Source organism: Desulfomicrobium macestii, assembly GCF_014873765.1.
GTDB lineage: Bacteria > Desulfobacterota > Desulfovibrionia > Desulfovibrionales > Desulfomicrobiaceae > Desulfomicrobium > Desulfomicrobium macestii.
This window is the reverse complement of sequence record NZ_JADBGG010000053.1, coordinates 1-15888: the sequence shown is the minus strand read 5'-3', so window position 1 is coordinate 15888 and position 15888 is coordinate 1. Positions and strand designations below refer to the sequence as shown.

Below are 15888 nucleotides of genomic sequence, written 5' to 3'. Positions count from 1 at the left end.
CATCTGGCAGGAAAAGGTCGCTGGCTTGAACTAAATCCGACAGACCTGCACCCCGTTAAAAGGGCGACTGTCAGATCAAGTATGAACTACTACACCATATGCTTGAGCATACCCGTTATGCTGTGGAAGAATTTGCAGAACTTGACGCACACAACTCATATACTCAACAAGGAATAAAAGCTTCCCTACCTCATCATCAACTCTACAGGATTCCCCTTTGCTAGATAGTCTTTCAGCTCGTCTGATATTCTATCATCACTAGCGACTCTGTTCCAAAAATCTATTGCAGTATCTATAACCACTTCATATGATTTATCAGATAGGTTAATACGTTGCGGATGTTTAGGAACAAATGAGTATGGACGTAATTCACCACCACTTTTTGGTGCAAAACCCATAGAACACATATCGTATGCTGGCAGAAGCTTAAACGCATCTCCATCAATTGAAAAACTTAAATTTCCTAAATGCATGTCAGTATTATTAATCAATCTTCCAAAGCACCACATAAACTCAGCATCAAACACATCCTCTCTGGAAACTAAACCTATATCCATCAGTTTATCCAATACCAAAGGCCAGCTGGACCCTTGTCCAACAAATTCAGCGTCAATAGAAGCAAGAGAAATCATTGACATTTTACCATACTCACCAGAACGGTCAAACCTCTGAGATTCTAAAAAAAACCGATTTTCTACCTCCAACAGTCTTGTTTCTGCTGCCGGAAAATTTTTCTTATGCAACGCCTCTATTGCATGATATTCTGTAATAAGTACGTCTCTCCACCTGCGCGATATTGAATTATCATCAGACGATGAAAACTTTACAATAACATGCGATCTACTATTTTTGCTAAATGCTGTAAATTTAGGCTGCTCACCACCAGCAGAAGATACAGGAACTTCACCTTCCATTACTTTATCAGCAATACGAGGATACTCAAAGTCATCAAGAGCCTCGGGTTTACGACGAACACGCAATAAAGCTTGTTCGCCAAACTTGAAGTTTCCTGGCAAATCATCACCGTTTGAAACTAAATACCTTCCTACATGATCTGTCGTCCACCACTTGGGATCAGATGGAAACTCTTGAAACTGAGCGTGCATTTCTCTAGCAATTTGTCTTCCAAGAAACCCTTGAGGCCCTATATCTTGCAAATAATATGGAAGGTCATCATACATTCCATCTCTACTTAAACCCAATAGCAATTGAGAAGCACCAGCTGATGGATCAACATAAAATCCCCCTGTCACAAGCGGCCTGATATACGCTACAATCACAGTATTTCCATGAGTATCCACCATTGCCAGCGGTAACCTATCACTACCGCCAAAAGCGGTTCTTGTCATAACATACTTTGGAGTCCTACCGCTTCGAATTGTTACGATACTGCGATCCATTCTTCTTAGCTGTTTTGAGACGGCAGGCTGTGACAATCCCGTTGCAGCCTGAATCTCCTTAGACGAAGCTGCCCCCTGCTCAAGAAATTCAACTAATGATAACGGCATACACCCCCCAACAAAACGCTTTTGACCTAATTCTGACTAGCAATTTTGATATAATTTACGGCAAAAATATTCTAAAAATCAATAGATTAAATTATAATTTGAATATTAATTTGAATGATATTTGAATAGAATACTAAGATCTGTGAAACATCTTGTCAATCAAGACGAAACTAACAGCCCGGCTGCCCGGGCTGTTGTTTGTCATCCGCCGAATCCGGCGTTGCCTGCCGTATCGCTAGTGCCCTTGAACATGGCAGGACGCGTTTTGACGATTCATGAGCCATTCCTCTCGTTACAACGGCTGTTCATCCAAGCCGTTGTTCACTGTTTTCACTGAAATAATCGGCGATCGATTGATATTTCGTGAAAATGATGAAACACAATGAAAAAGAATGCCCCTCCGGCATGGGTCTTGAAGCAGTTTTCAAGGCAAGATTCCAGTATCGCTCATGAAAACTGGTTGTCAGGCAGCCATCTCACCCTAACCTTGCGAGTCGCGAATGCCCACTCACCTGTCATCGACGGAAAATCGCCGTGACCAGGAATGCCCGAGCCGGGAAAATGCGTTGCACGACATCCTGATGAACGCGCCCATCGGCTTCTCGACGGCCACGCCGGACGGCAAACTTCTCAGCGCCAATCCTGCACTGGCGAGAATGCTCGGCTATGACTCCCCTGAAGACCTGATCGCCTCGGACCCCGACATCGCGGCCCGGCTCCATGACGCGGCAGGTGCAAAGCATTCGAGAATCGCGGACGGGCCGGAGAATGACGGCGCCCGGGAATTCCAGATTGCGCGCAGGGACGGAGCCATCATCTGGGTGTCCGGAAAGACCGGAATCCTGCGCGATGCCGAAGGCCGGATCTCGCACACCCAAAGCTTCACCACCGACATCACCGAGCGCAAGCGCATGGAAACGGAACTTGAGGCCAGGGAAAAGAACACCTCCATGCTCGTCGACAGCCTCCCCGGCATGGCCTTTCGCCGCCGCAACGACGCGGAACTGAACATGGAGTTCGTCTCGGACGGCTGCCTCGGACTGACCGGCTACAGCGCCGAAGAGCTGCTGCACAGCAAACGTCTCTCATTCACCGACCTCATTCTCCCGGAATACCAGCACAATGTCCGAAAAAAATGGACTGAGGGCATCCAAAAGCTCGCCCCGATCCAGCTCGAATTCGAGATCATGACCGCCGACGGACAGCCCAAATGGGTCTGGGAAGTGGGCATTCCCGTGCAGGGTCAAAACGGCGAAGTCAGGACCCTCGAAGGATTGATTGTCGACATCACGCCACGCAAGCTCGCGGAAAAAAACTCGCTTTTACGCGAAAAGGCCCTGGAGCTTGCGGCCGGGACCTCTCTTGAGCTTCTCCTTGAACCCGATCTTGAGCAATCCATGGCCAAAGTCCTGGCACGCCTGGGCCAGGGCACGGACACGGACCGGGTCTATATATTCAAAAACCAGCAGCAGCCCGATTCAGGCGCAGTGCTGACCAGTCAGCTCTACGAATGGACACGACCCGGAATCCCGACCCAGCTCGACAATCCGGACCTCCAGAATCTGCCCATGAGCGACCTGACGCCTCGCTGGCTGACCGAGATGCGCGCCGGACGCGCCATCAGGGGACTGGTCCGCGACTTTCCGGCTGACGAAAAAGAAATTCTCGAACCGCAGGGCATCATCAGCATCCTGGTGGTCCCCATCCAGCTGCACGGCACGCTGTGGGGATTTCTCGGCTTCGATTCGGTTCGCGCACCGCGCTCCTGGACGCCCATCGAGGAGCATGTCCTGAACATCGTCTCGGCCAGCCTTGGCGCGGCCATCGCCCGCAGGCTGGCCCAGGAAGAGCTGGCGAGCAGCAACCGGACGCTCATGACCATCCTCGACAGCCTGCCCGTGGACGTCTACGTGTCCGACCTGACCAGCTACCGCATCCTGTTCATGAATCAGAACATTAAGAACAGCTTCGGGCGCGACTGCACCGGCGAGCTCTGCCACGAAGCGTTCAACCACGAATCCGCGCCCTGTGGCCACTGCACGAACGGCAGGCTGCTGGACGAACACGGTCGCCCCCGGGGAGTCATCGCCTGGGAATGTTTCAACCCCGTGACCGGCAAATGGTACAGAAACTTCGATCAGGTCATCCCCTGGACCGACGGACGCCTCGTGCGCATCGAAATCGCCATGGACATGAGCGACCGCAAGCGGGCCGAAGAGGAAATCCTTCGGGCCCGGGATCTGGCCGAAGCCGCCAACTGCGCCAAGTCCGAATTTCTGGCCAACATGAGCCACGAGATCCGCACGCCCTTGAACGGCGTCATGGGCATGCTCCAGCTCCTGCAACTCACCAAGCTCGACCCCATCCAGGAAGACTACACGGACACCGCGATCCATTCCTGCAACCGGCTGGTGCGGCTCCTGACCGACATCCTTGATCTCTCGCGCATCGAGGCGGGCAAGCTCAGCATCCAGAGTGCGCCCCTGGAACTGTCCGAAGTGCTGCGCCAGACCGGGGACCTCTTCTCGCCCACGGCCAGGGAAAAAGGGCTGGCCCTCCGCTTCCTGATCGACCAGGCCATCCCCCGCCAGCTCCTTGGAGACGCGACGCGTCTGCAGCAGGTCCTTGGCAACATGGTCGGCAACTCCCTCAAATTCACTCCGGCCGGCAGCGTGACCGTCGAAGCCTCTCTTCTGCCTGCGCTGCATGACGGACAATGCCGGGTGCTCTTCTCCGTGGCCGACTCTGGCATCGGCATCCCCGACGACAAGCTGAGCAGCCTTTTCCAGCCCTTCTCCCAGGTCACGGAAGGGTACACCCGCAGCTATCAGGGCGCGGGCCTCGGCCTGTCCATCTGCAAGCGCCTCGTGTCCTTCATGGGCGGCAACATCTCTGTTGTCAGCGAACTTGCGGTGGGCACGACCATGTATTTCAGCGTCACCTTCGCCCTGGGATCAGAAAAATCCGAACCCGTCCCGGGGCGCGAATCCTTTTTTGCCCCTGCCCTGGACGGCTTGAGTGTGCTCATGGCCGAAGACGACCATTTCAGCGGCATCCTCGGCGTCAAGCTCCTTGGCGCTTTCGGAGCCACGGTCAGGCACGTGCAGAACGGAAAGCAAGCTCTTGAGGCCCTCGCGAGCGAGCCCTACGATCTTGTGCTCATGGACGTGCAGATGCCGGTCATGGACGGTGTCGAGGCAACGCAGTCCATCCGCCGGGGCCTGGTCGGCGATCAGGTGAAAGACATTCCCATCATCGCCATGACGTCCTATGCCATGGACGGGGACCGGGAAAAATTCCTCGACGCGGGCATGAACGCCTATGTGTCCAAACCTGTCGACATCAAGGACCTGATGCACGCCATCTCCGAGATGCTGCGCAGGGAGAGCGCGAAAAAGCCGCTCAAAACGAAGGTCGGCCCCTGAGCCCTTCCCGCCCTCCGGGCCATTGTCAGGGAAACCATGATCCCGCCCACGAAGCCCCGCGCGTATTGCGGCACACGACATAGTGTGACAGGAAAAATTATGCGCCGCATAATCATGACCATCATCATGCTGTCACTCATCACGCTGATCTCTTCCCGCCCCGGCAAGGCCGCGGACGCTCCCGGCGGGAAGATCCTGATCGTGCACAGCTATGACCGCAATTTCGCATGGACCGCCGACATCCATGACGCCCTGGAGCGGATGCTCTCAAAGCGCCGGATCGAACTGCGCACCGTATTCATGGACGCCAACATCAACCGCGACGAGGAAACCCTCACCGCTGTGGGACAAAAAGCGGCCGCGATGATGCGCAGCTTCAGACCGGACGTGATCATCGCCAGCGACGACGATGCGCAGCAGTATTTCGCGGCGCGATTCGCAGGCGACAGTTCGGCCCCGGCGGTTGTCTTCTGCGGAGTCAACCAGGACCCGGCGCGCTACGGCTATCCTGCGTTCAACGTCACGGGAGTCGTCGAGAAGCTCGCCTGGAGCGAAAGCCTGAAGTTGCTGCGCCGCCTGTGCCCGGACGTTCGCAGGGTCGCGGTGCTCCTGGACTCCAGATCCTCAAGCCTGGCGGCGATCGGAGCGATGCGTGCCTCGACCCCGGCGGACATCGAAGCCGAATGGATCATTGTCGACACCTATGAAAAATGGCGAAAACTGATTGACTCCAGCGGTTCAACCCACGACGCCCTCGCCATCATGAACTACCACAGTCTGACCGATGCCGAAGGCCGGATAGTGCCGGGCCCCGAGATCATGCGCTGGACCCGGGAACACGCGAGCCTGCCCTCCGTGGGTTTTTTCGACTACACGGTCGCCGACGGGGCCCTCTGCGGAGTCATCCAGACCGGGTTCGAACACGGAACCCTGGCAGCGGGCATGGCCCTGCGCATCCTGGACGGCGAGCGCGCCGGGAACATTCCCATCGTCAGCACAACGCAGGGCCTGGCCATGTTCAACCTGAACATGGCCAGAAAACTGCGCATCGACATCCCCGAGGATCTCCTTCAGGAGGCTGCAGCACTTGTGGAATAAAGCCTTGTACCTGCTGACCGTGATGCTGCTGACCCTGAGCGTTCCCTGCGCGCAAGGCCAAAGCGCCCCCGACATTCTGGTCATTCACTCCTACAATCCGGGACTGAGCTGGACCGACGACATACACCAGGGCATCGTCGAAACCCTGACCGACTCCGGGAAGCCCTGCACGCTCAGCACCGAATACCTGGACGCCAAACGCTATCCAAAGGAGCACATGCTCCAGATGCAATCGGAGTTGATCGCCACCCACGTGCGCGGCCACGCCGTGGATGCGGTCATCGTCTCCGACGACGCGGCTTTCGGCTTCGTGCTGCAAAACCGCGAAGAGCTCTTTGCCGGCGTGCCCATAATCTTCTGCGGCGTGAACAACTTCCAGCCGGAAATGCTCGGCGGCGCGGAAGGCATCACCGGCGTGTCGGAAATAATCTCCGTGCGCGATACCCTTGACGCAGCCCTGGCCCTGCACCCCGACACGCGCAACGTGGTCATCATCGGAGGCGCCCTGTCCAGCACGGACAGATCGAACCGCAGCCAGTTTCTGCACCTCATGCCCTCCTATGCCGGGCGACTGCGCTTTCACTTCTGGCAAGACATCCCCACTCCCGTCCTGCTGGAAAAAGTCGCGACCCTGAGCCCGAAAACACTTGTCTTCCTGTCCACCGCCATCGCCGGTCTGGATGGCCGCATGCTTGATTTCGGTCCCAGCGCGGCCTTGATCCGGACCAATACGCAAAGCCCCATCTACGGATTCTGGGATTTTTTTATGGGACACGGCATCGTCGGCGGCAAACTGGTCAACGGAGCCGAACACGGCAGAATCGCGGCCCGCATGGCCTTGCGGATCCTGGACGGAACCGCGCCTTCGGACCTGCCCGTAGTCCAGGAAGTGGCCAACCGCTTCTTCTTCGATTACCGGGAACTGACCCGCTTCAACCTGGATGAAAAGGCCTTGCCTGAAGGATCCGTCGTCACGCATCGGCCCCTGAGCATCTTCGAGGCCAACAAGCGGCTTTTCCTGATCTTCGGCAGCATCGTCATCGCCTTGCTCGTCATCATCATTTCCCTGACCCTGGTCGCGCACATCCGCAAGCAGACTCTTCTGGAACTGCAATCCGCCAGACGCAAGGCCGAGGAGGCCAACGAGGCCAAAAGCCTTTTTCTTGCACACATGAGCCACGAAATCCGCACGCCCCTGACCGGGATCATGGGCCTGGCCGAACTGGCTCTGGGCAATCCCCGGAGCCCAAGCGTGCAGGAATATCTGGCCCTCATCCGCCATTCCGGTAAGAACCTGCTGCACATCATCAACGACATCCTCGATTTCTCCAAGGTCGAAGCCGGAAAAATCGATCTGCAAAACACCCCGTTCAACCCCGGAAGCATGCTGGAAGGCACCGTCGCCTTCTTCAATAGCGGCCTGCGGGAAAAAGGCGTCACCCTGTCGCTTGTCCTTACCGAGGCACTGCCCGAGGCAGTGCTCGGCGATGAAAACAGAATCCGCCAAATCTTTTTCAATCTGGTGGGAAATGCGGTCAAATTCACCGAAAACGGAAAAATAGAATTACGCCTGACAGGGGTGACTCCCAAGGAAAACAGCGCCCGCATGATGCTTGATTTTGAAATATCGGACACCGGATGCGGCATCCCCGAAAGCAAGCTGGACAGCATCTTCGAGCGCTTCACCCAGGCGGCCCGCTTTCCAACCAGGACCTACCAGGGCACAGGGCTGGGCCTGGCCATCGTCAAGCAGCTCATCGAAGCCATGGGCGGCTCCATCGCGGTACAGAGCACGGAAGGGACCGGAACCACCTTCTTCTTCAGCATCCCGGTCGAAAGGGCGCTGCCGGAAGAACCGAAGCAGGGCACGGCGCAGGATGACGGCCCCTCCGTACACGGGCTCTCCGTGCTGGTCGTCGAGGACAACCCCATCAACCGGCTTTTCCTGCAAAAATCCCTGGAAAAACTCGGACACCGGGTCATCTGCGCCACCAACGGCCAGGAAGCCCTTGATCATCTTGAAACGGCCACCGTGGATTGCGTGCTCATGGACATCCAGATGCCGGTCATGGACGGGAGCCTGGCCACGCGCCATATCCGGGACAGATTCGGACGCGACCTGCCCGTCATCGCGCTCACGGCCCATGCCCTTCAGGGGGACAGGGAAAAATACCTGGAGGACGGGTTTGACGAATACCTGGCCAAACCCATCTCCATCGAGGATCTCAACAGGGTCATCGCGCACGCATGTGGCAAGAAATCACTTTAAGCGACCGGCCTCGCACGCCTGAGAGCCGACCCATGCCGATGTTTCATGCACCGGCATCATAATACCGGTCATCGACTGCACGCCACGAACCGTGGCGGATATTTTCTCTTTGCAGAACAAAAAAAGCGCGATATTTCGCAAAAAGTTCCTGCCACAAAGGCTTCCCGACAAAACTTCAGCCAGGTAAAGCAGTTCATGCGGCCCAAGATCAGAACCGGCTATCCCGTCACCATCCATGGCCAGGCCTTCACCAAGGTCGGCATCGTCTGCGACGCTTCAGCCTACGACACGCGAGACACCCTGGAAGTGGTCTATGTGGACGCGGCCTTCAAGGCGCGGCGCACCCTGGTCGTCTGGCGGAATGACCGCTTCGAGTGGAGCGAGCCGTCCTACCCGGGCGTCAACGTCGAAAACGATCCCGATTACGATCTCTACGTGACCACGGTCAAGAACGGCCGCTACTGATCCCTCTGCTCCAGGCGGCAACGCTGTTCATAGTACGCGCCCACCCCGCCCATGTCCGTCTCCACGAACCCGATGATACGGTTCACCCCTCCGCCCAGTTTGCCCCACGGCCCACGCCGGTAGACCACGCAGTCCGGGTGCATGGACTCGTCCGCCGCGAGCAGCACCTCAAGCCGCCCCAGTTCCGTAACCAGCCACCCCGCCCCGGGCGTGACGCCAAGGCGCTCCAGGGTGCGCGGATGCACCGTCACCACCGGGCTTTCGCCCTGCTCTTCGGGCGGAATCTGGGAATGGACAAAACGGCGGTTGATCAGCGTCAGAAGCTGCAGCGGATAGGCTTGCGTCGCCGCCACCGGCGGGTCCAGACGGGGAGGCAGGTGGTAGAGGCGGTCCTCGTGCCCGAAACGCAGGTCCTCAAAGGCCACGGCCGGATGGGTCGAGCGGACGTATCCCGTGCGGCGCAGTTCTTCCAGGCTGGTCTCAAGGGCCGCAGAATCGAGCGCCCGGCGCAAGGCTTCCTCGGGCTCGGGCAGAATCACGGGAGGGGATAGCCTTGCGCCCAGCTCGGACAGGATCCGGTAATCCGTACGCACACCCTGGGGCGGCTCCACGGCCTTGGCGCTCCACTGAACATATTCATGCAAAAATGAGCCAACTACATCCTCCTGTTCGAGCATGAGCGCAACAGGCAGGACCAGGTCCGCGACCTCGGCCGTGTCGGTCATGAAAGCGTCGGCCACCACGACGAAATCGAGCCCATCGAGGGCCCGGGCCACCTCGCCCGCTTCCGGGAACTGGTTGGCCGGGTTGATGCACTCCACCCAGGCCATGCGCACGGGCGGATCGGCACGGCGAAGCTCCCGGGCCAGATCGGGCATGAGCAGGGTCCGGCCATAGGCCGTCTTCGCCTTCCAGGGCAGAGTGAGATTGGCCATGGAGCTCAGGCCGAAATAGGCCCCGCCGCCGCTTTTGCCCACTTGGCCCGAGAGCATGGCCAGGGCGTTGATGAAGCGCACGTTCTGGCCCCCGAAACGATAGCGTTGCAGCCCCCAGCCCAGAAGTGTCGCCACGGGCGCAGGCCCGGCGTAATGGTCCGCCAGCAGCGCCACGTCCTCGGGCCGCGCCCCGCACCACTCCAAAAGTCCTGGTCCGGCTTCGGCCAGCAGACCCTCAAAGCTCGCCGGATCATGGCAGCCGGCCGCCACCTCCGGCGCGATGCCCTTGCGGCGCAGCACCTCGCGCAGCACGGCCGCGGCCAGGAAGCGGTCCGTTCCGGGTTTTACGCGCACGAAATGATCCGTGAAGCCCTGCGCCGTGTCCGCTCCCGGAGCGATGGTCACCACGGGCACGCCCTTCTTGCGCAGGGCCCGGACCATGGCCGCCATGTGCACGGAACCCCGGGCCAGATCGCGGCCCCAGTTGATGAGCGCCGAAGTGTTCAGGATGTCGGAAACATCGTTGGTGCGCAGGCAGCCGAAATCCTTCATGCAGGCCTCTATCCCGGCCTCGTCGCACAACGACCCATGCAGGCCAGTGGCGCCGAGAGTGCGAAAGAAGAGGTTCGAAAGCGCCTTGACCACGCCCCGGTTGCCCGACCCGCGCACATGCAGGATGGAGCGGGGCTCATCCCGGTACAGGGCGATCTTCTCGGCGCACAGTCCAAGCGCCTCATCCCAGCCTATGTCCTGCCAACGCCCTCCGACCTTGAGCCGGGGAGAACGCAGGCGATGCGGGCTGGTCAGGCGCCTGCGATGCACGTCGAGCTTGGAACAGGCAAAGCCCCGCGTGAAGGGGTGATCCGGGTTGCCGCGCAGGCGTGGGCCATCTTCCCCGTTTTCGGCCAGCAGGGAACAGGCATCAGGACAATCAAGGGTGCATGCGGTGATAATCATGTATTCTCCCAGGGAACAAGCTAAGCATGGACTCCCCGTCTGTGTTTTCATTTATCGGTGACAGTACTAACGCCGACGTTGACGGAAGCCAATACGGGAGGCAATGGTTCATGCATGTCAAACCTTCCCAATCCCCGCCCCCTGGGCCAGGGCCGCCTCGAAGTCCTGGGCCGCGCAGTCTCCGAGCCAAGCCACGGCACGCCCCTCTACCTGGATCGCATTTCGGCCGGATTTCCATCCCCGGCCGATGACTATATTGAGACAGCCCTCGACCTGAACACATATCTGATCCGCAACCCCGCCGCCACATTCATGGTCAAGGTCAGCGGAGATTCCATGACCGGCGCGAGCATAAACGATGGAGATGTCCTGGTCGTGGACCGCTCCGAACAGCCCGCCCACGGCAAAATCGTGGTCGCGGTGCTGGATGGCGAACTCACGGTCAAGCGTCTGGTCATGAAGGACGGGCGGACCATGCTCGCCCCGGAAAACCCCTGCTACAAGCCCATCGCCGTGACCGAGGAGCAGGAATTGCACGTTTGGGGCGTGGTCTCGGGCGTGGTCCGGAAGCTCTAGATGCGCGACTTCTACCTCATGGTCGACTGCAACAACTTCTACGCGTCCTGCGAACGGGTCTTCGCCCCCCGGCTGGAAGGAAAGCCCGTGGTCGTGCTCTCCAACAACGACGGGTGCGTCATTGCCCGCTCCCAGGAAGCCAAGGCCCTGGGCATCGTCATGGGCGAACCGGCCTACAAGCGGGAGACGTTTTTCGCCCGCAACGGCGTGCACGTCTTCTCTTCCAACTACGCCCTCTACGGAGACATGTCCGCGCGGGTCATGCAGACTCTGGCCGGCTTTGCGGAGGAAACGGAAGTCTATTCCATCGACGAATGCTTTCTGCTGCTGCGGGGCCTTGGCACCTCGTCCCTGCTGGAAACGGCCCGCGAGATCCGGCGCACGGTGCGGAAATGGACCGGCATTCCGGTCTGCGTCGGTCTGGCCCGTACCAAGACCCTGGCCAAGATCGCCAACCGGCTGGCCAAAAAGGCAGATGGCGACGGCGTGCGTCTGCTGGAGGACGAGGCGGATATCGACAGGATTCTTGGCGACATGGACACGGGCGACATCTGGGGCATCGGCCGCAAAAGCGCGCTCCGTCTCAGCTCCTGCGGGGTGCATACAGCCCTAGACCTGAAAAACCAGGCCGATGACTGGATTCGCCGTCAACTGACCGTGACCGGCCTGCGCACGGCGCTGGAACTGCGCCAGATCCCGTGCATCGCCCTGGAGGACACCCCGCCCCCGGCCCGGTCGCTGGTCTGCTCACGCTCTTTCGGCACGCGCATAGAAAGCCTGGAGAGTCTGGAAGAGGCGGTCTCGGCCTACGTGCAGCGGGCCGCCGAGAAACTGCGCCGCAAGGGGCTTGTGGCCGCGGCCGTGCAGGTCTTTCTCGAAACCAACCGCTTTCAGCCCGGTCCCCGGTACGCGGGGAGCCGATGCCGCGCCCTGGCCGCGCCCACGGCCGACACCCTCGATCTGCATGGCCCGGCGCTGGAAATTCTGCGCGACATCCACAAGCCGGGCTACAAATACCAGAAGGCGGGGGTGATCCTCCTTGATCTTTCCCCGGCGGGCAATCGCCAGCTCTCCTTCCTGGAGCCCCACGGCGAGGAAAAAACCCGCCGCGACGCCCTCATGCGGGTCATGGACCGGATCAACACCGTCCACGGCCGGGGCTCCCTGACCCTGGCCGCCTCGGGTCTGGGCAAAAAGAGCTGGCACATGCGCCAGGAGCGGCGTTCCCCCTGTTACACCACGTCCTGGGCCGAGCTGCCGCTGGTCAGATAACCCTTTTTCCCCGCAAGGACCGCCATGCGTTTTGGACTCTGTTGTCTTTTCCTGGCCCAAGAAATTTCCTTCCGCACCACCACAGCCAAGGTTCTGTCCGCCATGGAGCGCAAGAAGGCCCTGGAAAAGGTCTCGGACATCTGCCTGCACAACGCGGACAACCTGCTCCTGGCCGTGCAGGCGGCGCAGCGGCTTGGCATCGGCGCATTCCGCATCATGTCGCCCCTGTTCCCGCGCATGACCCACCCCGAGGTGGGCTACGCACTTGAGGATCTGCCCCGGGCCGAAACAATCTCCACGCGCCTGTCCGCCACCAGGAAGTTCGCGGTGGAGCACGACATCCGCCTGAGCTTTCACCCGGACCAGTTCGTGGTCCTGTCCTCCCCCCATGCCCACGTGGTCGAGAACTCGGTACGCGAGCTGGAATATCACGCCTTTCTGGCCGAACTGGTCGGAGCGGACGTCATCAACATTCACGGCGGCGGCACCTACGGCGACAAGCCCGCCGCCCTGGCCCGCTTCGCCGAAGTGTTCAGGCGCCTGCCCGAAAACGTGGCCACGCGACTCTCCGTGGAAAACGACGACGCGAGCTACACCGTGACCGACCTTTTGCCCATGTGCATGGAACTGGGGCTGCCGCTGATCCATGACGTGCATCACCACCGCTGCAACCCCGACGGCCTGGACGAATGCGAAGCCACCGATCTCGCGGCGGCGACCTGGCGCGGCCGGGAACCCTACGTCCATATATCCTCCCCGCGCGAAGGCTGGCAGGGCAATCCCAAACCCCACGCGGACTATATCGACGAGAACGACTTTCCCCGGTGCTGGCTGGGCCGGTCCATGACCGTGGACGTCGAGGCCAAGGCCAAGGAACTGGCCGTGGTCAGAATCATGCATGCCATGAACGGACGGCAATGATTCTTTTGTCATGGATATATGGACAAGGCCCGGAACCTGTCTTATCTGCCTGATGCTTTCCAGATCTTTTTGGGAGGAATTGTCATGATCAACAAAAGAAAATCACCGCGCAAGGCCAGCCTGGAGCGTTGCCGTGTCGAACTGTACTCGTCGGCCAAAGGCCCGTTCGAGTCCCGCGTCGTCAACTACAGCGACACCGGCCTCATGATCGAGATGGATCATCCTCTGACCAAGGGAGAGCCTGTGAAAATCCTCTTCCGCCCCGGGGACGAAACCGCACGGAGAATCGGCGAAAACTACTGCGTAGGCATGGTCCGCTGGTGCGCGCCCCAGGACGGCCTGTATTCGAGCAGGTACGGGGTGGGTCTTGAAATGGCGCAAGCCTCGGCCTGCGGAAAGGCCTCCAGGGCGGCCTGAACCGTCCCTGTTCCTGATCGTGAAAGACGAAATTTAAAAAGACCGAATTTCGGCCTGTAATTCTTTTTTAGCCCGCACCAATCCGATTCGGAACCTTTCCCCTACAGCACACAAGCATCAAAGCCGCCCATGACCACACGGGGCGGCTTTTTTGATCCGCCGGCCGTCACTGCTTCCAAAAAAGACCTCGAACCTGCTGAAATCGCGCCTGAACTCCAGTTTTTCGAAATTTTCCGCACCTCCTTTACGTCCGGCGAATAATCATCGTATGGCCATGGATATACGTCCTCGACAAATCGACGGAGACAGCCATGATCGAAATCCGGCTGGTGTTGCCAAACAGGCGGGAGTTCCGGCGGGATCTGTATCGCCCCGGCGTCATCTCCCTATCGAGAATTCTGTGGGGATCGACGGGGGCAGGCCTTTTCATGGCGCTCATCGCCCTGGTCCGCGACGCCACGGGCATCGGAGTGCTCTACCCGCCGCTGGCCGCGACCTGCTTCATCGGCGCAACCTGCACCTATCTGCGGGTAGCCCGGCCCAAATCGGTCATCGTGGGCCATTTCATCTCCACCGTGGGCGGATTGCTGGGCGTCGCGGCGGGGGAGGCGATGTTTGGCGGCACGAGCCTTGCCATCCCCGTCAAGCTCGGTCTGGCCGTATCCCTCGCGGCCGTGCTCATGCAGGTCCTGGACGCCGACCATCCGCCGGCCGCCGCGACCGCAGCCATTCCGGCCATCCTGCCCCTGCCTGCCTCCACCCTGCTCCTGCCCCTGCACATGGCCTGGGGTGCGGTCCTGGCCGTACTTTTCACCGTGATCTGGAACCGCGTCTGGTTCGAGTGCCCGGCCCCGGACGAAGGCTGCGAGCGTTCCTGGTTCAACCTGCGCATGGACAAACCCGACATCGCAGGGGGCGGGATCTGCCTCCTGGCCACGCTCTGCATGTGCGTCAAGCCTTGGAGCGTGACCACGTATCTTGCCGGACTCTGGATCATGACGGCAGGACTTGCCATTCTTTCCCTGCACCATTTCTTTGGCGCGCGGGTGCTGGTCACGGAGGTGAAAGACACGTGCACGCTCACCACGACGCCGACAACGGACGGGCCCGATCCGATTACCGGGCCGAACACGAAGGAGGAAAAACATGAACAGTAAATGGATTCCCACCGTGTGTTATCAGTGCAAGGCCGAGTGCGCCATCCTGGCCAGGGTGGAGGACGGCGTGCTCAAGGAAATTCGGGGCAACCCCAGGGCCAGGGGCAAGGCCTGCGTCAAGGGCATGGCCGGAGTCTCGCTGGAGTACAGCCCCGACCGCCTGACCCGCCCTTTGAAGCGGGTCGGCAAGCGCGGCGAGGGCAAATTCGAACCCTGCTCATGGGAAGAGGCGCTGCACGCCATCACCAGAAAACTCATGGATCTGCGCGACCGGGGCGAAGCGCACAAGCTCACGGCCAGCTTCTTTCCCCACTCCATCACCGACCCGAAGTGGCGCTTCCTGAACGCCTACGGCGGCTTCATCAACACCGCCCTGCCCCACTGCGACTCGGCCAAGATCGTGGCCTGCATCAAGACCATGGGCGGCGTGCCCAATCATCACATTCCCCCGAACTTCGCCTCCGTGCCCAAGGGCGGGGTCATCATTCTCGCCGGCCGCCACGCCATGGGCTGCCTCGATGACGCAGCCATCCCCCGCGACATACTGAACGCCAAAAATCGCGGGGCCGTCCTCGTGGTCATAGACCCCATCTTCACGGCCGATGCGGCCAAAGCCGACTGGTGGATTCCCATCAAACCTTCCGGAGACACGGCCCTGTTCACCGGCATGACCCATCACATCGTCATGAACGGACTCTACGACAAACCGTTCGTGGAAAACTGGATTCGCGAAGGCGACTTCGACAAATTCAGGGACTACCTCGCGGACAAGACTCCGGAGGCCATGAGCGAGATTGTAGCCTTCCCCTAAAACCGAGCCATTGATAAATAGAGATTTCTGGTAAAGATTGCCTCACGGAGGGCAAGATGAAGAAGTCTCGATTTTCG

Annotated in this window: 12 protein-coding genes; 10 read left to right on the top strand and 2 right to left on the bottom strand. The window is 59.5% G+C overall.

Translation table 11 applies throughout. The annotated features are described in order from the left end of the window. Positions 1–185: 185 nt before the first annotated feature. On the bottom strand, positions 186–1508 hold the full coding sequence (gene yjjJ / locus H4684_RS19490; protein WP_192625020.1) for a type II toxin-antitoxin system HipA family toxin YjjJ: 1323 nt from the start codon (positions 1506–1508) through the stop codon (positions 186–188). 500 nt (positions 1509–2008) lie between these two features. Between yjjJ and H4684_RS19485 the strand changes: the two genes are divergently transcribed. The 4 genes from H4684_RS19485 (at position 2009) to H4684_RS19470 (ending at position 8765) form a co-directional block, all read left to right on the top strand. Continuing rightward, positions 2009–4933, top strand: coding sequence for a PAS domain S-box protein (locus tag H4684_RS19485; RefSeq protein WP_092193550.1), 2925 nt, complete (start codon positions 2009–2011; stop codon positions 4931–4933). Positions 4934–5032: 99 nt separating this feature from the next. Continuing rightward, complete coding sequence (locus H4684_RS19480) at positions 5033–6031, top strand: ABC transporter substrate-binding protein (protein WP_192625019.1); 999 nt, start codon at positions 5033–5035, stop codon at positions 6029–6031. Then, positions 6021–8300: an ATP-binding protein gene (locus H4684_RS19475; RefSeq protein ID WP_192625018.1), complete on the top strand. Its 2280-nt coding sequence runs from the start codon at positions 6021–6023 to the stop codon at positions 8298–8300. The genes H4684_RS19480 and H4684_RS19475 overlap by 11 nt, the downstream gene beginning before the upstream one ends. Before the next feature lie 195 nt (positions 8301–8495). Then, positions 8496–8765 (top strand): hypothetical protein, encoded by a 270-nt coding sequence (locus H4684_RS19470; protein WP_143077927.1) that lies wholly within the window; start codon positions 8496–8498, stop codon positions 8763–8765. On the opposite strand, the gene H4684_RS19465 is transcribed toward H4684_RS19470, so the two are convergent. Then, entirely contained in the window at positions 8759–10657 is a 1899-nt protein-coding gene (locus H4684_RS19465; RefSeq protein ID WP_192625017.1) for a molybdopterin-dependent oxidoreductase, read from the bottom strand. The two genes, H4684_RS19470 and H4684_RS19465, sit on opposite strands and share 7 nt — an antisense overlap. A 114-nt stretch (positions 10658–10771) precedes the next feature. Here H4684_RS19465 and H4684_RS19460 point away from each other — a divergent pair, with 114 nt between their 5' ends. The 6 genes from H4684_RS19460 to H4684_RS19435 all read left to right on the top strand — a co-directional run bounded on the left by H4684_RS19460 (position 10772) and on the right by H4684_RS19435 (position 15811). Beyond that, a complete protein-coding gene (locus H4684_RS19460; protein ID WP_192625016.1) occupies positions 10772–11233 on the top strand; it encodes a LexA family protein in 462 nt (153 codons plus the stop codon). After that, entirely contained in the window at positions 11234–12505 is a 1272-nt protein-coding gene (locus H4684_RS19455; RefSeq protein WP_092193556.1) for a Y-family DNA polymerase, read from the top strand. Between the two features lie 24 nt (positions 12506–12529). After that, positions 12530–13426, top strand: a complete 897-nt coding sequence (gene uvsE, locus H4684_RS19450) for a UV DNA damage repair endonuclease UvsE (protein ID WP_192625015.1) — start codon at positions 12530–12532, stop codon at positions 13424–13426. An 84-nt stretch (positions 13427–13510) separates the two neighbouring features. After that, the gene (locus H4684_RS19445; protein ID WP_192625014.1) at positions 13511–13843 is read left to right on the top strand and encodes a PilZ domain-containing protein; all 333 of its coding nucleotides are present in this window, start codon (positions 13511–13513) and stop codon (positions 13841–13843) included. Positions 13844–14154: 311 nt separating this feature from the next. Then, complete coding sequence (locus H4684_RS19440; RefSeq protein WP_192625013.1) at positions 14155–15000, top strand: HPP family protein; 846 nt, start codon at positions 14155–14157, stop codon at positions 14998–15000. Next, entirely contained in the window at positions 14990–15811 is an 822-nt protein-coding gene (locus tag H4684_RS19435; RefSeq protein ID WP_225940569.1) for a molybdopterin-dependent oxidoreductase, read from the top strand. The genes H4684_RS19440 and H4684_RS19435 overlap by 11 nt, the downstream gene beginning before the upstream one ends. Positions 15812–15888 lie beyond the last annotated feature (77 nt).